Source organism: Burkholderia pyrrocinia (genome assembly GCF_001028665.1).
Taxonomy (GTDB): Bacteria; Pseudomonadota; Gammaproteobacteria; order Burkholderiales; family Burkholderiaceae; genus Burkholderia; species Burkholderia pyrrocinia.
In genome coordinates this window covers 1,309,132-1,334,995 of record NZ_CP011503.1, presented here as the reverse complement: position 1 = coordinate 1,334,995, position 25,864 = coordinate 1,309,132, and the positions used below count along the sequence as shown (strand labels likewise).

At 56.5% G+C, this 25,864-nt stretch carries 18 protein-coding genes and 3 rRNA genes; 15 read left to right on the top strand and 6 right to left on the bottom strand.

Translation table 11 applies throughout. The annotated features are described in order from the left end of the window. Positions 1–258: 258 nt before the first annotated feature. Complete coding sequence (locus ABD05_RS06130; RefSeq protein WP_047899392.1) at positions 259–1,017, bottom strand: anti-sigma factor family protein; 759 nt, start codon at positions 1,015–1,017, stop codon at positions 259–261. Beyond that, positions 1,014–1,535, bottom strand: a complete 522-nt coding sequence (locus ABD05_RS06125; RefSeq protein WP_034183763.1) for a sigma-70 family RNA polymerase sigma factor — start codon at positions 1,533–1,535, stop codon at positions 1,014–1,016. Before ABD05_RS06125 ends, ABD05_RS06130 begins: the two co-directional genes overlap by 4 nt. Before the next feature lie 157 nt (positions 1,536–1,692). Here ABD05_RS06125 and ABD05_RS06120 point away from each other — a divergent pair, with 157 nt between their 5' ends. The 5 genes from ABD05_RS06120 to rrf all read left to right on the top strand — a co-directional run bounded on the left by ABD05_RS06120 (position 1,693) and on the right by rrf (position 9,038). Continuing rightward, positions 1,693–2,781: a catalase family peroxidase gene (locus ABD05_RS06120; protein ID WP_047899391.1), complete on the top strand. Its 1,089-nt coding sequence runs from the start codon at positions 1,693–1,695 to the stop codon at positions 2,779–2,781. Further along, positions 2,781–3,311 carry a cytochrome b gene (locus tag ABD05_RS06115; RefSeq protein WP_175804834.1) on the top strand — a complete coding sequence of 177 codons (531 nt, stop codon included), beginning with the start codon at positions 2,781–2,783 and terminating at the stop codon, positions 3,309–3,311. Before ABD05_RS06120 ends, ABD05_RS06115 begins: the two co-directional genes overlap by 1 nt. A gap of 576 nt (positions 3,312–3,887) precedes the next feature. Continuing rightward, positions 3,888–5,420: ribosomal RNA gene (locus tag ABD05_RS06110) — 16S ribosomal RNA — on the top strand. A gap of 396 nt (positions 5,421–5,816) precedes the next feature. After that, a 23S ribosomal RNA gene (locus tag ABD05_RS06105) occupies positions 5,817–8,698 on the top strand. A gap of 227 nt (positions 8,699–8,925) precedes the next feature. Continuing rightward, positions 8,926–9,038: ribosomal RNA gene (gene rrf, locus ABD05_RS06100) — 5S ribosomal RNA — on the top strand. The 16S, 23S and 5S rRNA genes sit together here, the layout of an rRNA operon. A 279-nt stretch (positions 9,039–9,317) precedes the next feature. Here rrf and ABD05_RS06095 read toward each other — a convergent pair. The 3 genes from ABD05_RS06095 to istA form a co-directional block, all read right to left on the bottom strand. Next, complete coding sequence (locus ABD05_RS06095) at positions 9,318–9,488, bottom strand: hypothetical protein (protein ID WP_238594097.1); 171 nt, start codon at positions 9,486–9,488, stop codon at positions 9,318–9,320. Between the two features lie 175 nt (positions 9,489–9,663). After that, the gene (istB, locus tag ABD05_RS06090; RefSeq protein ID WP_047898708.1) at positions 9,664–10,437 is read right to left on the bottom strand and encodes an IS21-like element ISBcen13 family helper ATPase IstB; all 774 of its coding nucleotides are present in this window, start codon (positions 10,435–10,437) and stop codon (positions 9,664–9,666) included. Beyond that, entirely contained in the window at positions 10,434–11,462 is a 1,029-nt protein-coding gene (gene istA / locus ABD05_RS06085; protein ID WP_047898709.1) for an IS21 family transposase, read from the bottom strand. Before istA ends, istB begins: the two co-directional genes overlap by 4 nt. A gap of 274 nt (positions 11,463–11,736) precedes the next feature. Between istA and ABD05_RS06080 the strand changes: the two genes are divergently transcribed. Further along, a complete protein-coding gene (locus tag ABD05_RS06080; RefSeq protein ID WP_202967903.1) occupies positions 11,737–12,882 on the top strand; it encodes a DUF3387 domain-containing protein in 1,146 nt (381 codons plus the stop codon). Between the two features lie 1,192 nt (positions 12,883–14,074). On the opposite strand, the gene ABD05_RS35800 is transcribed toward ABD05_RS06080, so the two are convergent. After that, positions 14,075–15,237 (bottom strand): IS3 family transposase gene (locus tag ABD05_RS35800; RefSeq protein WP_148669060.1). Its coding sequence is split into 2 segments (ribosomal slippage): positions 14,075–14,982 and positions 14,982–15,237, totalling 1,164 coding nucleotides; the frame shifts between segments, so codons are not numbered across the junction. Positions 15,238–15,477: 240 nt separating this feature from the next. Between ABD05_RS35800 and ABD05_RS06065 the strand changes: the two genes are divergently transcribed. From ABD05_RS06065 to ABD05_RS37365, 9 genes are all read left to right on the top strand, one after another. After that, the gene (locus tag ABD05_RS06065; RefSeq protein ID WP_047899388.1) at positions 15,478–17,094 is read left to right on the top strand and encodes a recombinase family protein; all 1,617 of its coding nucleotides are present in this window, start codon (positions 15,478–15,480) and stop codon (positions 17,092–17,094) included. Further along, complete coding sequence (locus ABD05_RS06060; RefSeq protein WP_047899387.1) at positions 17,091–17,993, top strand: ParB N-terminal domain-containing protein; 903 nt, start codon at positions 17,091–17,093, stop codon at positions 17,991–17,993. Before ABD05_RS06065 ends, ABD05_RS06060 begins: the two co-directional genes overlap by 4 nt. Continuing rightward, positions 17,990–18,892 (top strand): plasmid partitioning protein RepB C-terminal domain-containing protein, encoded by a 903-nt coding sequence (locus tag ABD05_RS06055; RefSeq protein WP_047901096.1) that lies wholly within the window; start codon positions 17,990–17,992, stop codon positions 18,890–18,892. Before ABD05_RS06060 ends, ABD05_RS06055 begins: the two co-directional genes overlap by 4 nt. Before the next feature lie 481 nt (positions 18,893–19,373). After that, the gene (locus ABD05_RS06045) at positions 19,374–19,607 is read left to right on the top strand and encodes a hypothetical protein (protein WP_047899386.1); all 234 of its coding nucleotides are present in this window, start codon (positions 19,374–19,376) and stop codon (positions 19,605–19,607) included. Between the two features lie 157 nt (positions 19,608–19,764). Further along, positions 19,765–20,133, top strand: a complete 369-nt coding sequence (locus tag ABD05_RS06040; protein WP_148669059.1) for a hypothetical protein — start codon at positions 19,765–19,767, stop codon at positions 20,131–20,133. A gap of 284 nt (positions 20,134–20,417) precedes the next feature. Beyond that, the gene (locus ABD05_RS35795) at positions 20,418–21,776 is read left to right on the top strand and encodes an OmpA family protein (protein WP_082146057.1); all 1,359 of its coding nucleotides are present in this window, start codon (positions 20,418–20,420) and stop codon (positions 21,774–21,776) included. 97 nt (positions 21,777–21,873) lie between these two features. After that, positions 21,874–22,341 carry an HAD domain-containing protein gene (locus tag ABD05_RS06035; RefSeq protein ID WP_047899384.1) on the top strand — a complete coding sequence of 156 codons (468 nt, stop codon included), beginning with the start codon at positions 21,874–21,876 and terminating at the stop codon, positions 22,339–22,341. A 332-nt stretch (positions 22,342–22,673) separates the two neighbouring features. Further along, a complete protein-coding gene (locus ABD05_RS35790) occupies positions 22,674–24,884 on the top strand; it encodes an AAA family ATPase (RefSeq protein ID WP_082146056.1) in 2,211 nt (736 codons plus the stop codon). Beyond that, positions 24,881–25,819, top strand: coding sequence for an HNH endonuclease family protein (locus ABD05_RS37365; RefSeq protein WP_148669058.1), 939 nt, complete (start codon positions 24,881–24,883; stop codon positions 25,817–25,819). Before ABD05_RS35790 ends, ABD05_RS37365 begins: the two co-directional genes overlap by 4 nt. Positions 25,820–25,864 lie beyond the last annotated feature (45 nt).

The following is a 25,864-nucleotide window of genomic DNA, read 5'->3' as shown; positions in this document are numbered from 1 at the left end:
GGTGAGCGATTTGGCCAAAGACAACGCTTGGCGACCGTCATAGTCGATGTGGATATCCCGCCCCGCAACGACTCGAAACCCTGTGATTTTAAAGGTGAGGGCGCCGGCGCCGTTCCGATGTGGACAACAGGCCAGCAAAATCAGCCGAAACGCTGTGCATCCGAGCGGTGAGCGTGAACACATTCAAGCCGGCCAAGGCACACCGCAAAAGGCGCTGACGGCCACCACCGACCGCCAGCAGGGCGCGCATCGTACCACTCAAGTCTGCTGATCGAGCGCCTGCGCGACCGCCTTTTCCCCAAGACTCCCGGCCGGCCCGACCACCGCATAGTTGAGCCCGTTCACCGATCCATATCGCGCGAGCAACGCGCCGTCCACGCGTTGCCCTGCCGGCAGCAGCCGACGTGCCGATTCCGCCGGCCGGAGATAGAAGCTCAGCGTTCGCCCGGCACCGTCTTCATAGAGCACCATCGCAGCCGTGCCCCCACTGTCCGTCGTGAACAACCGTCCGCCGACCGGCCTGAACCCCGCCGCGCTCAAATCCGGTAGCCTCGCCGACGCGCCGACGCGCCGGGTGAGCCACCCCTGCAAATCGCCCGCACCCGTCGGCCGGTAATCCACCTTTGCCGTTTGATCGACCACCATCATCCGGTAAGCCTCGACCGCATCGCTCATCGGCGCGACAGCCGGCGCCGCGTTCCACCCGCGCGCGTGCCACCCGCCGAACGACCCCAGCCCGACGCAGAACACGAACGAAGCCGCCATCGCAAACCGCATCCGCGTGCGTTCGGCCCGCCGTGCGCGAATCGTCGCCGGATCGAGCGCCGGGTTGTCCGCCGGCATCCGCACGCTTTCCAGCGCCGCCCTCAACCGCTGCGCATCCTGCTGCCATTGCTTCACCTGTTCCGCGCGCTCCGGATGCAGCGCGAGATAACGCTCGACCGCGGCGCGCGCATCGTCGTCGAGCTGGCCGTCGACATAGGCCTGGAGGTCGTGTTCGTTCGGAGGCGTGTTCATTTCTTCATCAAGCGGAGAGAAGGAGCGGGAAGCTCGCCGTCGCTGAGCTGGCGCAGCGCCTGGCGCGCGCGGGAGAGCCGCGACATCACGGTGCCGATCGGCACGTCGAGCAGGTCGGCGACTTCCTGATAGGTGAAGCCCTCGACCGCGACGAGCAGCAGCAGGCTGCGCTGCTCGTCGGAGAGGCGGCCGAACGCTTCGAGCGTCGCGCGCGCCGCGAATTCGCGTTCGGCGGACGGCCAGTGCGCTTCGTCGTCGTCCCGGATGCGGCCGAGCAGCCACGCGTAGCGCTTCGCGCTGCGTTTGCCGTCGAGAAACTGCCGATAAAGGATCGTGAAGAGCCAACTGCGCAGCGACGCGTCGTCGCGGCGGCTCGTCCAGCGCGACAGCGCGCGCTCGAGCGTCGACTGGACGAGATCGTCGGCCGCGTGGACGTCGCGCGCCAGCCAGAGCGCGAAGCGTCGCAGCCTGGGGAGGAGTTCGCGCAACGCTTCGTCGTCGAGGGCGGTGGAGGGCATGGCCGGGCCGGTTGCCGAAAGGGTCGAGATGCCGCGTAGGACGTCGGTCCGCGTCGATTATTCCATCAAGCATAGGAAAAAATTTTTCGTGGAATAAAGCGGCACGGGCGGCGTCCTACGCGGGTTCGACAATGATCTGACGATCGGGAGTGCATCCATGAAGCAATCTTCCTCTTCTTCGCCGCAGCGCGAGCCCGGGCGCGGGTGGTGGCGCTGGGCCGCGATCGGCGGCGCGGTGGCCGGCGTGGCCGTCGCGTTCGGGTATGCCGGCGGGTGGCTCGCGCCGGCGCGTCTGACCCCGCAGCGGCTCGTCGACGCGCTGCAGACCAACAGCGGCGTCCATCCGGGCTACCGGCGCAATCACGCGAAGGGCGTGTGCGTGACCGGTTACTTCGAAGGCAACGGGGCCGCGAGCGCGTATTCGGTCGCGCCGTTCTTCAAGGCGGTGCGCACGCCGGTGGTCGGGCGGTTCGCGCTGCCGGGCGGGAATCCGTATGCGCCCGACAGCAGCGTGCCGATCCGCAGCCTCGCGCTGAAGCTCACCGCGCCCGACGGCGAGCAATGGCGGACCGGGATGAACGCGATGCCCGTGTTTCCGGTGGCGACGCCGCAGGTGTTTTATCAGTTGACGGTGGCGACCCGGCCCGATCCGAAGACCGGCAAGCCCGATCCGGCGAAGGCGAAGGCGTTTTTCGGCGCGCATCCGGAGACGGCCGCGTTCCTGCAGTGGGTGAAGGGTGCGAAACCGAGCGCGAGTTACGTCACCGAGAGTTATTACGGGTTGAACGCGTTCTACTTCGTCGACGCGGCGGGCAAGCGCCAGGCGGTGAGGTGGCGCGTCGTGCCGGAGCAGACGGCCGGCGCCGGGGACGTCGCGACGGCCGCGGATCCGAACGTGTTGCAGCAGGACGTGACGCAGCGCATCGCGGCGGGTGCGCAGAAGTGGAAGCTGCTGGTCACCCTGGCGGAGCCCGGCGATCCGGTGGACGACGCGACGAAGGTCTGGCCCGCGCAGCGGACGACGATCGATGCGGGGACGCTCGTGCTCGATCGCGTGGAGGTGCAGGACAGCGGGCCGTGCCGCGATGTGAATTACGACCCGACGGTGTTGCCGCAGGGGATTCAGGTGTCGGGGGATCCGTTGCTGGCGGCGCGGTCGGCGGCGTATGCGGATTCGTATCTGCGGCGGACCAGTGAAGAGGCTGGCGTGGCGGGGGTGGCCAAGTTGAGTTCGGAGGGGCGGTGATGAAGACTTCTACGACGTTTAGTCTGCCGGCGAGGGCGCTGCATTGGGTGATGGCCGCGATGATCGTCGCGATGCTGTTCATCGGGGTGGGGATGGTGTCGTCTGTCTCCGAGCGGCATATGTTTCTGGTGGAGATTCATAAGCCGCTGGGTGTGGCGGTGCTGGTGCTGGTCTGTGTGCGGATCGTGCTGCGGATGTTGTCGAAGCCGCCGGCGTTGCCTGAGGATCTGCCGTGGTGGCAGAAGGTTGCCGCGCATGGGTCGCATCTCGTGCTGTATGCGCTGATGGTCGCGATGCCGCTGATTGGGTGGGCGATGCTTTCGGCGGGCGGGTATCCGGTGACGCTGGGCGATGGCGTGCAGTTGCCGGCTCTGGTTTCGGCCGATCCCGTGACGTTTGCCTGGCTCAGGGTCGCGCACCGGGTGCTGGCTTATCTGTTCTTCGCTACGTTCCTCGCGCACTTCGCGGCCGCCCTGTATCACGGGTTGATTCGTAGGGATGGCGTGGTGAGGGCGATGGTGGGGCGGTGAGCGACGGAGGGTTGGGTTCGATACGGCGGGACTGTTCACGGGCGACCGAGGCGACTCCTGCCGTGTCGCTTATATATGACCACCAGGGAGGCTCAGCGGCCCGCGGAACTGCATGTCAAAAATATTTCACAAAGGGGGTTGCGGAGATCGGGGCAGATGCATAGAATCACGCCTCTTTCGCGCTAACGGAAACGCGGCGCGGGGAGAAGAAGGGAAGCGGTGCTGTTGAGGTCGGTTATAGCGACCCTGGCGCACACGAAATTAAACCGCAGTCGTCGAAACGAAGTAGTTAAAAAAGTTATTGACGAGTTTTAAAAAACGGTTAATAATCTCGCTTCTCTGCTGCTGAAAACGCAGCGCTGCTGAGAAACTTCAGGTTCCTCGCAGAAATGCTCTTTAAAAATTAACAGCCGATAAGTGTGGGCGCTTGATGGAAGCGAGCTGATCTTCGGATCAGATAGCGAAAGTATCAAGAGTCTCACACTAAAGTAAGTCAGGTTTATGAAGCAATTCATATTCCTGTCAGCTTTGAGTGAGCGACCGGTTCTTAACTGAACCGAAAACAGTAACAGGTTTAAACTGAAGAGTTTGATCCTGGCTCAGATTGAACGCTGGCGGCATGCCTTACACATGCAAGTCGAACGGCAGCACGGGTGCTTGCACCTGGTGGCGAGTGGCGAACGGGTGAGTAATACATCGGAACATGTCCTGTAGTGGGGGATAGCCCGGCGAAAGCCGGATTAATACCGCATACGATCTACGGATGAAAGCGGGGGACCTTCGGGCCTCGCGCTATAGGGTTGGCCGATGGCTGATTAGCTAGTTGGTGGGGTAAAGGCCTACCAAGGCGACGATCAGTAGCTGGTCTGAGAGGACGACCAGCCACACTGGGACTGAGACACGGCCCAGACTCCTACGGGAGGCAGCAGTGGGGAATTTTGGACAATGGGCGAAAGCCTGATCCAGCAATGCCGCGTGTGTGAAGAAGGCCTTCGGGTTGTAAAGCACTTTTGTCCGGAAAGAAATCCTTGGTTCTAATATAACCGGGGGATGACGGTACCGGAAGAATAAGCACCGGCTAACTACGTGCCAGCAGCCGCGGTAATACGTAGGGTGCGAGCGTTAATCGGAATTACTGGGCGTAAAGCGTGCGCAGGCGGTTTGCTAAGACCGATGTGAAATCCCCGGGCTCAACCTGGGAACTGCATTGGTGACTGGCAGGCTAGAGTATGGCAGAGGGGGGTAGAATTCCACGTGTAGCAGTGAAATGCGTAGAGATGTGGAGGAATACCGATGGCGAAGGCAGCCCCCTGGGCCAATACTGACGCTCATGCACGAAAGCGTGGGGAGCAAACAGGATTAGATACCCTGGTAGTCCACGCCCTAAACGATGTCAACTAGTTGTTGGGGATTCATTTCCTTAGTAACGTAGCTAACGCGTGAAGTTGACCGCCTGGGGAGTACGGTCGCAAGATTAAAACTCAAAGGAATTGACGGGGACCCGCACAAGCGGTGGATGATGTGGATTAATTCGATGCAACGCGAAAAACCTTACCTACCCTTGACATGGTCGGAATCCTGCTGAGAGGTGGGAGTGCTCGAAAGAGAACCGATACACAGGTGCTGCATGGCTGTCGTCAGCTCGTGTCGTGAGATGTTGGGTTAAGTCCCGCAACGAGCGCAACCCTTGTCCTTAGTTGCTACGCAAGAGCACTCTAAGGAGACTGCCGGTGACAAACCGGAGGAAGGTGGGGATGACGTCAAGTCCTCATGGCCCTTATGGGTAGGGCTTCACACGTCATACAATGGTCGGAACAGAGGGTTGCCAACCCGCGAGGGGGAGCTAATCCCAGAAAACCGATCGTAGTCCGGATTGCACTCTGCAACTCGAGTGCATGAAGCTGGAATCGCTAGTAATCGCGGATCAGCATGCCGCGGTGAATACGTTCCCGGGTCTTGTACACACCGCCCGTCACACCATGGGAGTGGGTTTTACCAGAAGTGGCTAGTCTAACCGCAAGGAGGACGGTCACCACGGTAGGATTCATGACTGGGGTGAAGTCGTAACAAGGTAGCCGTATCGGAAGGTGCGGCTGGATCACCTCCTTTCCAGAGCTTCTCGCAAAGTTGAGCGCTCACGCTTATCGGCTGTTGGTTTAGACAGAAACTCTATCTGTTTGCGGTTGAAACGGTTAAAATGCCGGCCGCTTTCAATAATCTTCAATGACAAACATTCGAATGAAGTTTGGTTCGAGTTTTTCTCATTGGCGATTGAGCCAGTCAGAGTGATACGTAGTATGTATCGGCTGTCGTTCTTTAACAATCTGGAAGAAGTAAGTAATTTGGATAGCGGAAGCGTCTTGAGATGGACGTGGAAGTTATCCGGGTTGTGATTGTATCGATGTATCTCAAGATGATTCGAACTCTATGTTTGACTCAATTGGAATACGGCACAACGCGAGAACTCAACCTGTAGCGACTGTCGACGAGACAGACTCGTTATAGGGTCAAGCGAACAAGTGCATGTGGTGGATGCCTTGGCGATCACAGGCGATGAAGGACGCGGTAGCCTGCGAAAAGCTACGGGGAGCTGGCAAACGAGCTTTGATCCGTAGATGTCCGAATGGGGAAACCCGGCCCTTTTGGGTCATCCTAGACTGAATACATAGGTCTAGTGAAGCGAACGCGGTGAACTGAAACATCTAAGTAACCGCAGGAAAAGAAATCAACCGAGATTCCCAAAGTAGTGGCGAGCGAAATGGGATGAGCCTTGTACTCTTTATTTGTATTGTTAGCCGAACGCTCTGGAAAGTGCGGCCATAGCAGGTGATAGCCCTGTAGGCGAAAACAGTATGAAAGAACTAAGTGTACGACAAGTAGGGCGGGACACGTGAAATCCTGTCTGAAGATGGGGGGACCATCCTCCAAGGCTAAATACTCGTGATCGACCGATAGTGAACCAGTACCGTGAGGGAAAGGCGAAAAGAACCCCGGGAGGGGAGTGAAATAGATCCTGAAACCGCATGCATACAAACAGTCGGAGCCTCGTAAGGGGTGACGGCGTACCTTTTGTATAATGGGTCAGCGACTTACGTTCAGTAGCAAGCTTAACCGTATAGGGCAGGCGTAGCGAAAGCGAGTCCGAATAGGGCGTTCAGTTGCTGGGCGTAGACCCGAAACCAAGTGATCTATCCATGGCCAGGATGAAGGTGCGGTAACACGTACTGGAGGTCCGAACCCACTAACGTTGAAAAGTTAGGGGATGAGCTGTGGATAGGGGTGAAAGGCTAAACAAACTTGGAAATAGCTGGTTCTCTCCGAAAACTATTTAGGTAGTGCCTCGTGTCTCACCTTCGGGGGTAGAGCACTGTCATGGTTGGGGGGTCTATTGCAGATTACCCCGCCATAGCAAACTCCGAATACCGAAGAGTGCAATCACGGGAGACAGACATCGGGTGCTAACGTCCGGTGTCAAGAGGGAAACAACCCAGACCGCCAGCTAAGGTCCCCAAATATAGCTAAGTGGGAAACGAAGTGGGAAGGCTAAAACAGTCAGGAGGTTGGCTTAGAAGCAGCCACCCTTTAAAGAAAGCGTAATAGCTCACTGATCGAGTCGTCCTGCGCGGAAGATGTAACGGGGCTAAGCTATATACCGAAGCTGCGGATGCGTGCTTTGCACGCATGGTAGGAGAGCGTTCCGTAAGCCTGCGAAGGTGCGTTGAAAAGCGTGCTGGAGGTATCGGAAGTGCGAATGCTGACATGAGTAGCGATAAAGGGGGTGAAAGGCCCCCTCGCCGTAAGCCCAAGGTTTCCTACGCAACGTTCATCGGCGTAGGGTGAGTCGGCCCCTAAGGCGAGGCAGAAATGCGTAGCTGATGGGAAGCAGGTCAATATTCCTGCACCATTGTTAGATGCGATGGGGGGACGGATCGCGGAAGGTTGTCCGGGTGTTGGAAGTCCCGGTCGCTGCATTGGAGAAGGCGCTTAGGCAAATCCGGGCGCGGAATTCAAGGGTGTGGCGCGAGCTCCTTAGGGAGCGAAGCAATTGGAAGTGGTTCCAAGAAAAGCCTCTAAGCTTCAGTCTAACGATGACCGTACCGCAAACCGACACAGGTGGGCGAGATGAGTATTCTAAGGCGCTTGAGAGAACTCGGGAGAAGGAACTCGGCAAATTGGTACCGTAACTTCGGGATAAGGTACGCCCTTGTAGCTTGATGCGCCTGCGCGCAGAGGGTGAAGGGGTTGCAATAAACTGGTGGCTGCGACTGTTTAATAAAAACACAGCACTCTGCAAACACGAAAGTGGACGTATAGGGTGTGACGCCTGCCCGGTGCCGGAAGATTAAATGATGGGGTGCAAGCTCTTGATTGAAGTCCCGGTAAACGGCGGCCGTAACTATAACGGTCCTAAGGTAGCGAAATTCCTTGTCGGGTAAGTTCCGACCTGCACGAATGGCGTAACGATGGCCACACTGTCTCCTCCCGAGACTCAGCGAAGTTGAAGTGTTTGTGATGATGCAATCTACCCGCGGCTAGACGGAAAGACCCCATGAACCTTTACTGTAGCTTTGCATTGGACTTTGAACCGATCTGTGTAGGATAGGTGGGAGGCTATGAAACCGGAACGCTAGTTTCGGTGGAGCCGTCCTTGAAATACCACCCTGGTTTGTTTGAGGTTCTAACCTTGGCCCGTGATCCGGGTCGGGGACAGTGCATGGTAGGCAGTTTGACTGGGGCGGTCTCCTCCCAAAGCGTAACGGAGGAGTACGAAGGTACGCTAGGTACGGTCGGAAATCGTGCTGATAGTGCAATGGCATAAGCGTGCTTAACTGCGAGACCGACAAGTCGAGCAGGTGCGAAAGCAGGTCATAGTGATCCGGTGGTTCTGTATGGAAGGGCCATCGCTCAACGGATAAAAGGTACTCTGGGGATAACAGGCTGATACCGCCCAAGAGTTCATATCGACGGCGGTGTTTGGCACCTCGATGTCGGCTCATCTCATCCTGGGGCTGTAGCCGGTCCCAAGGGTATGGCTGTTCGCCATTTAAAGAGGTACGTGAGCTGGGTTTAAAACGTCGTGAGACAGTTTGGTCCCTATCTGCCGTGGGCGTTGGATATTTGAAGGGGGCTGCTCCTAGTACGAGAGGACCGGAGTGGACGAACCTCTGGTGTACCGGTTGTCACGCCAGTGGCATCGCCGGGTAGCTATGTTCGGAAGAGATAACCGCTGAAAGCATCTAAGCGGGAAACTCGCCTTAAGATGAGATATCCCTGGGGACTAGATCCCCTTGAAGGGTCGTTCGAGACCAGGACGTTGATAGGTCAGGTGTGTAAGCGCAGTAATGCGTTCAGCTAACTGATACTAATTGCCCGTAAGGCTTGATCCTATAACAAGTCTGCCTTGTGTCGATGATCGTTAGTGCTTCAGCACTTACGAGCATCCCACGCAGAGCGTCGAGCAGCGAAGCTGATCGATGCGGCGCGCCGGTTGAAGTACCGGTGACCTGCGTAGCAAGACGAGACAAGTTGGATTCTCGTGTGTGATACACACAACTCAAAATTACTGCTTCTTCCCGATTGGTCGCGCTGCGAAGCAACGCGACAACCCTCTTTGCCTGATGACCATAGCGAGTCGGTCCCACCCCTTCCCATCCCGAACAGGACCGTGAAACGACTCTACGCCGATGATAGTGCGGATTCCCGTGTGAAAGTAGGTAATCGTCAGGCTCCCTAAGCCAGAAACCCCCGCCCGAAAGGCGGGGGTTTTTGCATTTCAGCGGCGGAAATGCGTGCGGTGCACGCGGCATGGGACGCATCTCGTGCTGTATGCGCCGATGGCCGCAATGCCGGAACGCAACTTTCTGTTGTTTGTCGTGACGGTTGTTAAAGTTACCTGCAGCAAGGACGCTGAAGCATTTGAGCCAAGGCGTCTGGCGACTCGCCGAAAGAGGCGCTTCACGCTGGGCTACCACCAGGCAGCAAGGGCCGCTAAGCGGCCCTTGCTGCTTATTCCGGTTCGTCTTCCTGGGCAGCCTGACCGTAGGGCTGCTCTCGCCAGTTCAGCGCGCTGTGGTCGGGCGTGATGATGACCTTTCGGAGGTCGAAATTGAACTCGAGATAGACGTGATCGCCCGGTTTGAATCCGAACATCTCGAAATGCGCGTCGATGGCACGCATCCATCGCATGTACGGCTGGCCCTCCTGCGGAAGGTCAGGCTTGTTGTCGAGGGTCAGCTCAACCTCGGGATACCGTTTGAGCTTCTTGGGACGTGACTTACTATAGGCGTGTCAAACGCATTTGAAATCTGAGCCACTTCGCGCCTGATCGCGCAAAGTAAAACTGAGCCAGTCGTTACTTCTTCGATGTCGGGACGTGCCCGGCTTTGCGTTGCTGTTTCAGTCTGTAGCTGTCTCCTTTGATCTGGATGATGTGGGCATGGTGGAGGATGCGGTCGAGCATCGCTGCAGTGAGGGTGGTGTTGCCGCCGAAGGTTTCGTCCCACTGCGCAAACGGCAGGTTGCTGGTCAGGATCATCGAGCCACGCTCGTAGCGCTTGGCGACGATCTGGAAGAAGTGACTGGCCTGATCGCCCGAGAGCGGTAGATAGCCGATCTCATCGACGATGAGCAGCCTCGGGCCGAGAATGTTGTGCCGAAGAACGGCGTCGTATCGCTCCTGTCGGCGTGCAGCCTCGAGCTGTAACATCAGATCCGCCGCCGTGATGAACTTCGTCTTGATGCCGGCCTGCGTCGCTGCATATCCGATGGCGATCGCGAGGTGCGTCTTGCCCACGCCCGACGGACCAAGCAACACGGCGTTCTCGCCTCGCTCGATGAAGCGTAGCGTGGCAAGCTCGTCGATTGCCTCGCGCGGGGCCCCGACGGCGAAGCTGTAGTCGTAGTCATCCAGTGTCTTGATGGCGGGAAACCCGGCCATGCGCACCAGTGTTTGCCGCGAACGAACTTGCCTCGTCTCTCGTTCGTGCGCGAGCGCGTTCTCGAGGAAGTCGAGGAAACTCCATTGCTTGGCCGCCGCGTCGCTGGCCAGAGCGACGTATCGGTGCATGAGTCCCTCGAGCTTCAGGCTTTGGCAGTGCCCGTCGATGCGTTCCTGCTGCAAGTTCATGCGCGCACCTCGGTCAGTAATTGCTGGTAGACGGACAACGGGTGCTGGATCGACATCGCGGGATCAACGCGCGGCCGAGCGACGGCGCGAGCCGGCAATCGGGGCAATGTGTAGCCAGGCATATCGAGCAAGCAAGCCCGTTCTCGTTGCTCCAACAGAATCGCGGGTGCCTGCCCGGTAACCGGATGCACGCGCTGGTTGGCCACGTCGCGCAGCCATTTACTCACCTCGACGTTCGCAGTCGCGGCATCGAGCATCAAGCCGGATTGTTTAAGCTGGCTTGCCAGCGGCACATAGAAATTGCCGCGCAGATAGCGGTGGAATCGCTCGACCTTGCCCTTGGTCTGCGCGCGGTACGGTTGGCACAATCTGGGCAGGAAGCCGTACCGCTTGGCCAGATCGAGCAGGCCGGCGTGCCAGCGATGTTGGCCGTCGCCATAAGCATCGCGCTCGACAACGATGGTCTTGGCGTTGTCGTAAAGGATCTCGCGAGGAATGCCACCCAAGGCTTCGAACAGCGCATGATGACAGGCAACCAGCGTCTCGGCGCGTTCATCGGTGGTGAAGCGTGCCCAGCGCCAACGACTGAAGCCGAGCGTGGCGGTGAAGGCGTAAAGCGGGTCGGTGCCTCGTCGGAAGACAACGAAATCGCACTGCATCTGCCGACCGGGCTCGGTCTCGAACCTTACGACTGGATCGGGCTTCGGCATGGGCTTATGCGTGTTCATGAAAGCCTGCAGGCTTCGCAGTTGGCCCTCGTAGCCGCGCGCCCGCAACTCGCGCAGCAGCGCCGGCGCTGCGATGGTCTCCGGTGCTGCGGCCCTCATGCGCTCGATGATGTACGCCTCGAACGCTCCGAGCTTGGTTGGCCGCGGTTCACGCGGCTTGTAGCGCGGCACTTCCTCAGCCGACAGGTACCGCGCCACCGTGTTGCGAGAAATGCCCAGGCGCCGCGCGATCTCGCGCTCCGATACGCCTTGGGCTTTGAGCACATGGATTTGCATCCACTGTTCCTTCTGGAGCATCGCCAGCCTTTGCGCGCAAAAGGCTGACTGTACTGAAAGGTGGCTTAGATTTACTTCGCGCGAAGTGGCTCATTATTACTTTGCGCCCAACAAGGCGTTAGCCATCTTCCGACTCCTATGCTGAGTTGGTTGTGGTCAGCGGGTCGTATGGGTGGCAGCCCATGCGGCCCGCGCTTCTACTGCTTCGCTCTCTTCAGTCTTTCATTGGATTCGCGTTTCCGAGAGAAACGATCTTTCCCACCGCTGGTGCGACGGGCCCGCCGACAGACATTCGATGCTTGAGAAGCAGAGCCTCAAGTACCGATTTGGCGACGAGTTTGGCGATAAGCCAGGTGGTCTGATTGTCGACATGCTTGGTCTTGCAGACCAACTGGCTGATGCGCTGGCCATTTACACCCAAGCTGGCGGTACCGGCGAGGCGGTCCAGCAGGTTCAGGATGAAGCTGTGCCTGCTATGCTGGCCGCGTTCGAGAAATTGCGCGACTTTTTCCACGGTTGCGATTACCACGCTGCACTCAATGTTGATCCGCACACAGCGTTGCAAGTGTACTTGGCGGCAGTGGATCATGTTTTTGCCCAATCGAATGGGTGGCAGCGCCTGCGTCTCTTGGTAAAGGAACTATCGAAGGCCTTCGCTTTGGCTGTGCCACGCGTCGAAACGGAAGCAGTGGCCCAGCATCTTGCTTTTTTTCAGCACGTCGCTGCCATTATCCGGAAACGGTTGTCGGATGAATCGGGCGGTCACGAAAGAGCGCGCCAACGCGACGTCGATATGGCGGTCCGGCAGGTCATCGGCGCCGCTGTGGACGCGGACCAAGTTATCGACCTGTTCGCGGCCGCAGGCCTCGACGCAGCACGCCTTGATATTCTGAGCGACGAATTCCTGCAACGGGTTGCAGCGCTGGAGCAAAAAAATCTGGCGTTGGAGACGTTGCGCAAGCTGCTGACCGATCAGATTCGTCTTACCGAGCGAACCAACATCGTCCAGAGCAAGAAGTTTCGCGAAGCGCTCGAAGATGCCATGTTGCGCTACACAAACAAGGCGATCACGACAGCGGAAATGATTTCGCGTCTCTTGGACTTGGCGAAGTTTATGCGCGAAGCTCAGAGCCACGGTCAGGAACTTGGCATGACCGCTGAGGAAGCTGCCTTCTACGACGCTTTGGCGGAAAACGGGTCGGCCAAAGAGGTAATGAAGAGCGACATGCTCAGGCTTATGGCACGGGAACTAACCGAAATGGTGAGGAAAATGCCCAAGCTTGATTGGACAGAGCGTGAATCTGTGCGGGCTGGCTTGAGGAGAAGCGTGCGCCGGTTGCTTGCCAAGTACGGATATCCGCCGGACCTATCGGAAGATGCGACACAACTCGTAATACGCCAGGCAGAGTCGTCCGCGGCCGAGGCTGACGACGAGGGCTAAATGTCGGAGTGGATCGGACTCCATGCTCCAATTCCGCTCCACTGAATCGGCGATTTTTGCAGTAGAAATCCAAATCTTGGCACGTACTCGTATCTACCGAAAATCACTGCGGGTACGAATAAATCCTCAAGGAATAAGGTCTTCGAGTGGGGCGTGGCGATGAAGCGAAACCTCATTCGCAATGCGAAGGTCTGGAGTTTGGCTTTCTTCTACAAGAAAGGGTTACAAGCTAACACTTGTAACCCTTTGCATTTATTGACGGGTGGAACGAACTCAAGCTTGCGCACAACGGCATAAAAATGTCGGCTGACGCGCCATAAAAGCTCATATTCGACTTGTTCTGGCGCCATCAGAAAGCTTGCTTACAGCCTTTTGTGTCCTCTTTCGAGAATTTTCATTTATTCAGTCGTCAATTTTCAACATTTGAGGCACATTTTTCACTTAATGTGTCACTCGACATGACGTAGGGCGACTTAGTTGATGAGACGCCGCACACTAAAAATCAAAAACTTACGAAGAACCCCGCCACAAGCACTTTGTCGCGACGACGGAGTTGTTGCGACTGGTCTACTTCCGCGCCGAAGTAGTAGCGTTTGGGTGCGACCCCAATAACACGTGAGCTCTCTGAGCGGCTCGTGCGATCCTCGGAAGGTCCAGGCCTAGAAAAAGCTCAAGAGCGGCTCCTAGAGCGGGAAAATCTGCGAGGGTGGGACGCCGCGTCCCGTGAGCTGGCTTCAACTGACCCTGGACCCGAACACGGACGGCCCACTGCGATTCCTCTGTGGAGCACGGCCATGAAATCGGATCGGATCTGTGCCGCCTGCGGCACACCCTTCACTCCGTTCTTACATATCCCGCATCAACGCTTCTGCTCAGCCAAGGCGTGTCAGCGTGCTCGCCGGCGCGCATGGCAGCACGAGCGCCTTCGAGTCGATCCCGACTATCGGGAGAATCAGATCCGCGCTCAGGCCAACTGGCGGGCCCGACATCCTAACTACTGGCGGCACTACCGCGAGACGCACCCGGCCTATCGCGATCGCAATTGCTCGATGCAGCGGCGACGAAATGCGCGGCGCACTGCTAGTGCTGTTGCAAACATGGATGTGTGGCCGGCCCGTCGCCCGCTGGCATCTGGGTTCTACATCCTGCGCAACGCGGTTGAGTCCGGCGTTGCAAAGATGAATTGTAGTGGTCAACTAATCCCGGACACTGCGTTAAGTTTTTCTTCCGCAACCGCCGGCGCCAGTCCGTCATTGAACTGATGCGGCCGTATCCAGTTGTACCGGTGCATCAGGTAGTGGCTGATGTCCCGGTGTGCCTCCTGCGCCGACATGTAGCCCACTGACGGTAGCCATTCGGTCTTGAAGCTGCGGAACAGCCTCTCCATCGGGGAGTTATCCCAACAATTTCCTCGACGGCTCATGCTCTGCTGTATCCGATAGCGCCAGAGGCGCTGACGGAATTTCCGGCTTGCATATTGGCCGCCTTGATCCGAGTGAAACAGCAAGCCTTGCGGTCGACCACGTTGCTCATAGGCCATCTCCAACGCCTGCACGACCAGATCGGCATCAGGGCGTGTCGAGAACGCCCAGCCAACAACCCGACGCGTGAACAGGTCGAGTACTACGGCCAGATAATGCCAACGGCCCTGCGCCCAGACATACGTGATGTCACCACACCACACCTGATTCGGCGTACCAACCTCGAATTCGCGATTGAGATGGTTCGAGATATCGATCCGCTCGACCGTGGCCTGCTTGTAGGCATGGCGGCCCGGCTGCTTGCAGATCAACCCGAGTTCTTCCATCAAGCGGCTGACCTTGAAGCGGCCAATCGCCGTACCTTCCTCGCGCATCATGCCCATGATGCTGCGACTGCCAGCAGAGCTTCGACTCTCGATGAACAGCTCGTGTACCCGGCTACGCAGTGCCATTCGCTCGGCATCAACGCGTCGGGCTCGCCATCGGTGTGCATACAGGCAGGACCGCGACACGTCGAATACCGCGCAGATCAGCTCGACCGATTCGCTTGCGCCAATCTGATCAATTACTTCGTACGTTCGATGCCTTCCGACATCAAGAGCGCGGTAGCCTTTTTTAAAATGGCCTTCTCACGCTCGAGGCGTTCGATACGCGCCTCGAGTTCCTGAATACGCTGTTGATCCGGCGTGATTGCCTTGCCCTGCGGCGTGACGCCCTGGCGTTCCATCTGAAGTTGCTGCACCCAGCGGCGCAGCACCGTCTCGCCGACGCCGACCGAGCGGCTTGCTTCCATATGGCTATAGCCCTGGTCGAGCACCAGACAGGCGGCTTGCTGTTTGAACTCCGGGGAAAACGTACGTCGTTGCTTGCTCATCAGACACCTCTTCATGGCGAACATTCTCGCCTAAATCAGTGTCCGGATTCATTAGACCACTACAAATGCGTGGACAGTGCACATCGCCGTGCTGTCTGAGCCTAGGCCTGTTCCGGCGTGATTGCAAAGAGATGACGTGTTCGACAAGGGTCTATGGCCTGCTACCTTGCCTGTGTACTCGCTCGTATTCGACGTCGTTGCGAGACGCGACGCGTCCGCCGATACAAGTCCTCGTAGCTGATGTCGGGGACGGCGCAGCGAGGAGCGGTTGCCGGTGGGAGCTGGATCGTGGACCTCGATTGCACATGCGAATCCGTTGATGAGCAGGCCTGCAGGATGCGGGCTGCTGAATACGTTCGGATGTCGACGGAGCACCAGCAATACTCGACGGAGAATCAGCGTGACCGCATTCGCGACTACGCTGATCGTCGCGATCTCGAGATCGTGCGGACCTACGCCGACGAGGGAAAAAGTGGTTTACGAATCGATGGGCGCCAAGCGCTGCAGCAACTGATCCGGGACGTGGAAACCGGCATGGCCGATTTCCAAGTGATCCTCGTCTACGACGTGAGCCGTTGGGGACGATTCCAGGATGCGGACGAAAGTGCCTATTACGAGTACATCTGCCGGCGAGCTGGCATCCAGGTCGCCTATTGCGCCGAACAGTTCGAGAACGACGGCTCGCCAGTTTCGACGATCGTCAAAGGTGTGAAGCGTGCGATGGCCGGTGAGTACAGCCGCGAGTTGTCAGCGAAGGTCTTCGCTGGTCAATGCCGGTTGATCGAACTGGGTTTCCGGCAAGGCGGCCCGGCAGGCTATGCATTGCGCCGGATCCTGGTGGACGAGCATGGCCTCATGAAGGGTGAGTTGCAACGCGGCCAACACAAGTGCCTGCAGACGGACCGCGTCATTCTGATGCCCGGCCCGGACAGCGAGGTTCGAATCGTCAACCTCATCTACAGCTGGTTCATCGACGAGTCACTCAACGAGCACGAGATCGCCGCTCGCCTGAACGGCATGAACGTTCATACGGACCTTGGACGATCCTGGACTCGGGCAACCATTCGGGAGGTGCTCACTAACGAAAAGTACATCGGCAACAACGTCTACAACCGTGTGTCGTTCAAGCTGAAGAAATCGCGAGTCACGAATCCGTCGGAGATGTGGATACGCAAGGAGGGTGCGTTCGAATCCATCGTGCCGAGCGAAACGTTCTATACCGCGCAGGGCATTATGCGGGCGCGCGCCCGGCGCTACTCGAGTGAGGAGCTTATCGAGCGTCTGCGAAACCTGTACCGAAGCCGAGGCTTTCTATCGGGCGTCGTGATCGACGAAACGGAAGGCATGCCGTCCACCTCGGTTTATGTGTATCGCTTCGGCAGCTTGATTCGTGCGTACCAGACTGTTGGCTTCACGCCAGGCCGTGACTATCGTTATATCGAGACGAACCGCTTCATTCGGCAACTGCACCCAGAGATCGTTGCCGAGACTGAAAAGAAGATCGCGGATCTCGGTGGGTCCGTGTCGCGTGATCCGGCAACAGATCTGCTGACAGTGAATCGGGAGTTCACGGCTTGTATCGTGCTGTCACGGTGCCAAGTGCGCGGCAGCGGCCGTAACCACTGGAAGGTGCGGCTCGACACGAGCCTGCTGCCGGATATCACCGTGGCAGTCAGGTTGGACCAGAGCAACTCGACAGCGCTCGACTACTACCTGCTGCCACACATCGATTTTTGGCAGCCCCGTATCAACCTCGCGGACTGGAATCCGATCGAGTTCGAGAGTTATCGCTTTGACACGCTGGACTACCTATACGGTATGGCACAGCGTGCTCGGCTGAGGAGGAGAGCGGCATGACTCAGCGTGAGCAGCCTGGTGAGGTTCGGATGATCCCCATCAGCCAGATCGAAGTGATCAACCCTCGCGAGCGTAATGGCCGCGTCTTCGAGGAAATCGTCAGCAACATCAAAACGATCGGCCTGAAGAAACCGATTCTGGTCACGCCGCGGGCAACGGCAAGCGGCGTGGAGAAGTATCTCCTCGTGTGTGGGGAGGGACGACTTAAGGCGTTCCGATCGCTCGGCGAAACGACGATACCGGCGCTGGTGGTGAGCGTGAGTGACGAAGACGCGTTCATCATGAGCCTGACGGAGAACATCGCGAGACGGCAGTGCCGACCACTCGAGTTGCTCGTCGGCATACGCGAACTGCAGGAGCGCGGCTACGCACCGAAGGTGATCGCCGAGAAGACGGGGCTCACGCAGCACTACGTGCAGGGGATCCTGACGCTGCTGCATCAGGGTGAAGAGCGCCTCGTGATCGCAGTGGAGAAAGGCCGAATTCCGCTGAACGCGGCACTCTCGATCGTCGGTGCTGGCGACGACGATGAGGCGATCCAGGCGGCACTACAGGAGGCATATGAATCGGGGAGATTGCGCGGGCGCCAGCTGATGGACGCTCGGCGCGTCATCGAGCGGAGGAAAGCGCTCGGCCGCACGGCGAATCGAAACATGACGCGCAAGGTGATGGACGTGACCACATCGAGCCTCGTCCGAACGTATCAGCATGAAGTTGAGCGGCAGAAAACGATGGTGCGGAAGGCGGAGTTTACGCAGCAGCGGTTGCTCTTCATTGTCGGTGCCCTCAGGCAGCTATTTGCCGACGAGAACTTCGTCAATCTGCTGCGCGCTGAGGAACTGGCGACTTTGCCGAAGTATCTGGCGGAACGTGTATGGCCGAGCGGGAGTCCAGCATGACCGGCGTAGCACTCGGGTTCATTCCGGAACCTCTCTCCGTTCCGATCACGAGCATCCTGCCATCACGGCGCACGCCGGCCGGCATGATGAACTCGCGAAAGTTCAAGCAGATCATAAGCTCCATCGAAGAGGTGGGCCTGATCGAGCCGCTTTCAGTGACGCCGGTCGACCAGGCATCGGGCAACCATGTTCTGCTTGATGGGCATCTCCGCTTGATCGCATTGCAGGAACTCCAGTTCAACACCGTGTCCTGCCTAGTTGCTACGGACGATGAGAGCTACACCTACAACAACCGCGTCAACCGGCTATCGACCATCCAGGAGCATTTCATGATTCGTCGGGCCGTTGAACGAGGTGTGTCTCCAGAGCGACTCGCAAAGGCTTTGTCGGTAGATGTGTCGCAGATCATCAAGAGGATGGCATTGCTGGACGGGATCTGTGCTGAAGCGACTGAGCTCCTGAAGGATCGGCAGTTTTCGCCGGAGCTCGCGCGAGCTCTGCGCAAGATGAAACCGACGCGGCAGGTCGAGTGCGTGGAACTGATGGTGGCAGCGAACAACCTGTCCGTGTCGTATGCGGAAGCGTTGCTCGTTGCGACACCGGCTTCTCGGCTGGTCGAAGGAAAGAAACCGAGGAAACTTGCCGGTGTGAGTCCGGAGCAAATGGCGAAGATGGAGCGGGAGATGAGCAATCTGCAGGGACAGTACAAGGTGGTCGAGCAGACTTATGGTCAGGACGTGCTCAACCTCGTGCTTGCAAAGGGCTACCTTGCGAGGCTGCTTGAGAACGAGTCGGTGCGCCAGTACTTGCAAGCGCAACAGGCGGACTTGCTTTGCGAACTGCAGGCCGTCGTCGATACGATTGCCTTAGAGCAGCCGACCCTCGAACCGACTGCCTGAGCTCATGCAGCTTGACGGCGCATTGTTTCGAAAATCGGCCTGCTGGTCGTGAGAATTGCGCGATCCAGAATTCGTGTGTCGAGGCGTTGCGAATTCGTCTAAAGAATCTTACCTTTGTGTCGTTATGCGTTTAAAGGGGCTCACTGCGCGTTGCAGTCGAGTGGTTCTATAGCCTAGATCGTGAAAATAATGAGCAATTTGACTTGTACTCACTGCCGCACTGGGGTCCCACGCGGCGCGACGGTTTGCACGGGGTGTCAGGCTGAAGTTGAGTATGGGCCGGCAAGAGGGCTTTTCGGCGCGGCACTACTTGCCGCCGCGTTCGCAGGCTATCAAGCGCATCGGCATCTGCCCGAGTCCATGTCGGTAGGCGGCTGGGTTACCGGTGCAGTCGTGTTTGTTGGACTTAGCCTGCTCATACAGAAGATGTTCGGCGACCGCGTCGTGTTTAAGCGCGTGTACAAGACACGTCGATAAGACAATGAGCCAATATCAGAACAGTCTCTATAAACTGATGTTCCGCCAAGAAATCAAATTCGGTTCGGACGATCCGAATGAACTGGTGGCCTACATTGACGAAAAGTATCCCGAGGGCCTCCCGCCTTTCGGCGGTGTCGGGATCGAGGTGGGTCTGCGCAAAAAGCGGCTCACCGGGATGCAGATGAAGAAATGGCTGGTGAATCCGACCGCTCGAGCGTTTCTCGAACGCCTGTGACGCTGACGACGTCCTCGGACACAATCGGTACGGCCGTCATCCGCCCCGACACAAGTCCGAATGTCGGTAGCCGACAAACGAACAGATTCAACACACGTGGGTAATGCGCTATGGCCGCGCTAGGCGGACGCGGCGCAAACAGATAGGAAATTTCACTTTGGAAAAGATTCATCAAGAAGACTTTGAAGCGCTGCCGTATGAGCAGCGTCGCGATGGTGTTCGAGCACTCATTGAACGCGGGTTGAGCCACATCGAAAATCTTGGGCGGGAACCCGACGTCGGTCGGTGCGACGAGATGCGATGGGCAATCGCAGATTTTGAAACCCGTGATTTCTTCTCCGCGATCTACCATATCGATCGCGTCATGTCTTCGGCCACCGCCGTTGAGAGTTCGAATTTACTGACTGGCGATCCGGACCGTTCGCTCTCCCTGCAAGACGCTTGGGCGCTTGCTCAAAGCAATCTCGCTGGGCTTGAGGCTCGCGAGGCAGAGGGCAACAGCGGCGCCAAGGGTGACGCGGCCTAATCGGAATGCGGTGAGTGCTCCCATGGAGACGGCCGCACCTGAAGCCCATCTACGAAGTTGCGGGTTGCGTTTTTCGACCTAAACCACCAATCAAATAATTTCGCAAAAAAGCAGATGATTGGCTCCGGCCATCTCATCTGTAGCGCAAATACTTAAAGAATCTTGCCGCATCGTTGTTGTGTCGGTGCGTGATCGTCGTTTTATAAAAATCATGCACTGAATTTAAATAAAAGCGATGGCGCGCCGATCTATGGATCTCACCACGCCAAGCAGGGGGAAATGGAATGGCGGACAACGAAAAAAATGATGTGGATTTGAGTGGTGGTGCCGATGACAAGGATTTGAAGAAGAATGCCTTGAATCTGGATAGTGTAGATAAGCTATTGAGGCTGTCTGCAAAGCTCATTCCGATATTCGGGGTGATGATTTTGTTTGGTTATTGCGCGAGTATCAATTTCTATCCGAGTGGGTTAACGGTTGGGGATACGATATTTTTTATTTTTGCGATAATAGCCTTTGGTACAGTATATGGATTTATTATTGGCGCCGCAATATATTGTTCGGCAAATATGTATGGCTTGATCTCGCGCCTTTTGTCAAAGGCGTCGAGAAGTGCTTTTTTCAAGGCCTTGTGTGATCGATCTTGGGGTAAGGTGACGGAAAAGATTGTCACTATCCTTTGTCTTGTTATACCATTTTTGGTTGGCTCGCTGATACTTTGGTTAATTTGCGAGCTGATTAATAAATCAGATGCCACTTGGGGAATTTTGTCGGTACTTGGGTTGCTCTCTATAGGGCTTTGCATCTGGGTTATCGTGGGGGTGCGTCGAGATCTATTCAAAAAGAATCCGATCTTGGCGACTTTGATTGTTCTGGTATTAATATTTATGCCCCTTGTCATGGTGCGAGGCTTAGGGAAGGCGGCAATAAACACTGCGATGCAGATGGCTGGTGTACGCATCGAACGGGCTTTGATTGATATACCTTTGTCTGAGTATGCTCGGGTGAAGGCAACGGCTCGTCGCGCAGCAATGAAAGTTCCACCCTGTCGAAAATTTGCCAGCGATCGATGTATGTTGCGGGCTGACGTATTGTTTCAAGGTGTCGGACAACAGGCTCAAATTCGGCTTCCTGTCGGCGGCGCAAAAAAGGATGAGAATGATGTGCTGCTTGAGGCCGAGATTTTTGTGTCCTTGAAGCAGAAAGATGTCCAATTTAGTGCAATCAACCCATTTACTTACGGGGCCGATATAAATTCGGACACTACTTTCGATTTCGATTCGGCGAAACTTAGCGACGTTGGGCGTTCAAGGCTGAATGAAATCGCGAAGGACGTTGAAAGCTACCGTATCCTTAGCTTAGAAGTAACGGGGCATACGGATCGTCTTGGCTCGGACAAGCACAATCTTGAGCTTTCGCAGCTACGTGCGCAATCAGTGGCTGACTATTTGGTAAGTAGGTTCAATAATGTGTCCCCGAACGTTGTACATGCGCGCGGTGTCGGTGCTTCGGACCCGCGTCTCGATCAGGGGAACTGCCCTGGGAAAAGTGCAAGTCCGGCTTTGCAGCGTTGCTTAACTGAGGACCGCTATGTTGAGGTCGATATCGTCGCAGTCAAGAGGCCAACCAAGAGCCGAGGGTAGCGACCTGGCATAGAATGGCGCTGCGAGGGGCATGCTTGCCTGCGCTATCAGGGGCAGCCTGTTCCTCTTCTCTTGTTCTCTATCCGCAAGTTTTGCTATGAGCAAAAGGGCAACGATATTCCTCGATATCGATGGAGTGCTACACCCTAATTCCGTAGGTGAGCTCGAGTATGGGCTCAATGGACCGATGGTGACGGGGCTGGGTGTGTGCGCGTTGCAGACGAAACTGGCCGAACGGGTCAGCGGGAAAGCGATCGACATCGCAATCCATAGCACTTGGATCTATATGTTCGACCTCAAGCGCTTGCAGGATGAGTATCTGCGTGAGTTGAGCGCGGCCGCGAAAATTTATCTTACGAATCGACGCATTGAGAGTCGCTCGCTACGGATAGCGGACTATATGCGAAGGCGCCGACTGATGTTGGCCGATATCCTGATTTTGGACGACGCCCCCAAGGAATTTGCGTCCGCTCCGGAACTGCAATCCCGCCTCGTCGTATGCGATCCGGCACGCGGGATAGACGATCCCGCTGTACTTCAACGGATTGATGAGTTCGTCTCCTAGACGATCACGATCGATGTCAGTCAGAGCTCGATTTCATAGGATGCGCAGCCTGAGTTCCGTTTTACATCGCGTAGCCATCTCGGTCCGCTCGGACTATTGCTGCCCCCAAAAAGAGGCCCGCTTAAGTCAGGATGTTCCCGTCCATCTCCAAAGACGAAGCCTTTGACACTCCATGGGGTTACGCAATGGCGCTACACGTTGTCAGAAGATAGCTTTCTTTGTCGGCCCGACACGGCCACAATCTACGCATTCGAACTTGAGGTTTCCGCGTGTTTCGACGCCGGCGTTCGCCGATTGCCTGAGAGGCACCGTCAATACCAATAAGAGGCAACATGAGAAAGATACAAGGAAGGGACGACTTAGCTCCGCCCGTGTTGGCTGGGCTCGAGGCAAAGGATGCCCAGGCGAAGATCGCAGAACACTATCGGCAGCCAGAGATGCAGAGATTACAGCGAAGGATACCTCTCGACAGGAAATTGCTTTATTCAGTCGAGGTGGTACGAGCGTTGGCCACACTTTCTCACGGAAAATGTAGCTACTGCGAAACGCCTATCGAAGGTACTACCGGAACCATCGATCATTTTCGGCCTTTGACAGGTGCACTTGGTATCGGCACGCACGGAGCTAAGGATAGCCCCGATTATTACGGATGGTTCGCGTACGAGTGGCGCAACTTCTTCATTGCTTGTCGAGCTTGTAATTCAGCAAAGTCAAATAAATTTCCAGTAACGGGAAGGCGCGCACCCTTGCTGTGTGCATGGCAGGAGGCGAATGATGCCGAGGAAGGGACGATCCTCGATCCTTGTCGGGATACTCCGGAAAAACATTTGCGCATTTCCGTCGCCGGGAAGATGACGGGACATACGGTTCGTGGAGAGCGGACTATCTCGTGCCTTGATTTAAATCGAGAGAAACTGCTAGAAAACCGGGCCCGGAAAATTCGGAGATGCCTTGACCTTCTCAGAAGGGCAATTGACGGCGCAGGAGATGCTGAGTATGCCTTGGGAGCGGAGATTGCCGATGAAAAGGTGTTTTCCGGAGTGGCCCGTATTTTTCTGGTACAGCTTATTGACGAAGCCGCTAGGCGATTAGGAATGCCTAAGTCCCGGTCGAGCAATTTAGTAAACACCGCTATACGGCTTCTTAGATTGCTTCCGACGCAGCTAGATATCGCTGAATTTGCAGTCGAAGCTGAGGCTGACGTGACTTCTCGGGCGGTAGCACCGTACGACGATCACGATGTTCTCTATGAAGTTGGGGAAGGCGTTGCACGCCTTGGCTCCGTTTCCTCGATATCGCACATCGAGATAAGAAATTTTAAGGGCATTGGCCATCTTGCCTTCGATTTGACAGACCGAACAAACCGCCCAGATCGAGCGCGATGCATGATGCTCCTGGGGGAGAACTCAACCGGAAAGAGCTCCGTGCTGCAGGCGATAGCTCTTTGCCTAATGGGTGACGACATGCGGAGAAGGTTAAAGCTGGATGCCGAAGATTATCTCAGTCGAGATGTCACCGGATGGAAGTTTTATGGTGATAGGGATTGCTCCATACAGGTTACATTCGATAATCAAAGATCCGTGAAGCTGGTAATCGATGCTGCTCGAAAACGATTCGAAGGATCAGGCGAACCTGCGACGATACTATTGGCATTTGGAGCTAGACGATTCTTCGATACACGCCGGAAAAGAGGCCAGTCGACAGATCGCGTCAAGACTCTCTTTGACCCATTGTGCACGCTACCAGATTTAATAAATTGGTTGAATGGAATCGAAGAGCGTGAGTTCTATGCTGTGGCCCGTGCAATGCGAGGGATCTTCGTTTTGGATGAAAATGACGATCTTTTAAGAAGCGACGATGGCGAAATTCTTGTGCGTGCTCATGGTAGGGTAACGCCTATTAACAATCTGAGCGAGGGTTATCGTTCACTGTTTGCGATGACGATTAGCGCAATGAGGCACATTCTCGAAAATTGGGATAACTTTGAGAGCGCGAGAGGAGTTGTGCTGATAGACGAAGTCGAAACACACCTTCATCCTAGGTGGAAAGTGCGAGTGATGGCCGCCCTGCGCGACGCGTTTCCATTAGTGCAGTTCATCGCCACAACACATGATCCGCTCTGCCTTCGAGGCATGGATGAAGGTGAAGTAGAGGTTCTCTATCGGAACGAGGAATTGGAAGTGGAGCGCATGGCGGACTTGCCTGACGTCAAATCGCTCAGGACAGACCAATTGCTTACGTCGGACTACTTTGGACTTTTGAGTGCCGCTGACCCCGACTATGAGCAGGCGTTGGACGAGTATGCTTTGCTTAAGGGCGAGCAGCTCGGCGCAGACGAGAATTCAACGAAGCTCCTTGAGCTAGAAGCACAGCTCGAGAAAACTCTGAAAATTGGAGATACTCCATTTCAGCAAATCGTACATGAAGCATCGAGCAGATACGTAGAGCACTATAAGGGTAAGCCGATGGCTCGACGCGAACAATTTCGCGAGGCAAGTGTGAAAGACGTCCTTGACGCTCTTTTAAAGGCGCGGGGGGAATGATGCGATTTGTATACCGCCCTGCAGACGCAGACGATATACCAAAGCCGCTCGCCGAGCTCGGCAGCGACGGGGCTCGCGAACGTGAAAGCGCGGCCAAGTATTACGAAGTTCGTAAGAAAAAATGCTATCCGTTCAAGACGTATAAATCGCCCGAGGTCGTTGAGGCACTCGAGAAGCTTTTTCACGGAAAGTGCGCTTATTGCGAGTCGAAATACACGGCGGTAGGTCCGGTCGATGTGGAGCATTTCCGTCCCAAAGGAGGGGTTGAGGAAGTTCCGGAGCACCAAGGATATTGGTGGCTTGCCAGTGATTGGAAGAATCTTCTTCCGTCTTGCCTTGATTGCAATCGAAGGCGCCGACACCGGATTGCTACGCTGGGAATGACGCTGGCTCAATTGACTGGAGCGCGCAGGGAGTCGAGAGGAAAGAAAAACTCCTTTCCCATCGCGGGCGTCAGAGCTTTTGCACCGGCTGATGACTGGCCTGGTGAGGGCCCGATGCTGATCGATCCGACCAGTGCTGACCCTGCATCTCACATGGCATGGCCGGTTGACGGTAGTCTGAGCGTTGTGGTCCCGGTATCGAATCATGGCATTGAGGATCCGAAAGGGGCGGCGACAATATATACGTTTGCTCTTAATCGCCAACGGCTCGTAGAGGAACGAACAAGGGTCTTGAACGCCATCCGGATGCAGGTGTTGAGCTTGCGCGAACTTTTGGGAATTGCCTGCACGATTAACGAAGACTTGCCGCGCAGAAGTCTCATCGACAAGGCCGTGCGTGATATCGCACAACTGAGGCAACTCGGAAATGCATCGTCAGAGTACTCGGCACTTGCGCAAGCTGTCTTCGAAGTAGAACTAGATGCACTTGTCAAGGAGTTCCGAAAGATATTGGGCGAGATCGAGCATCGTGCAGAACCTGAAGAGGCGTAGAGGGTAGTGGTCGGACAGGGCGTTTGTTTGCTGCAAACCAAGCTA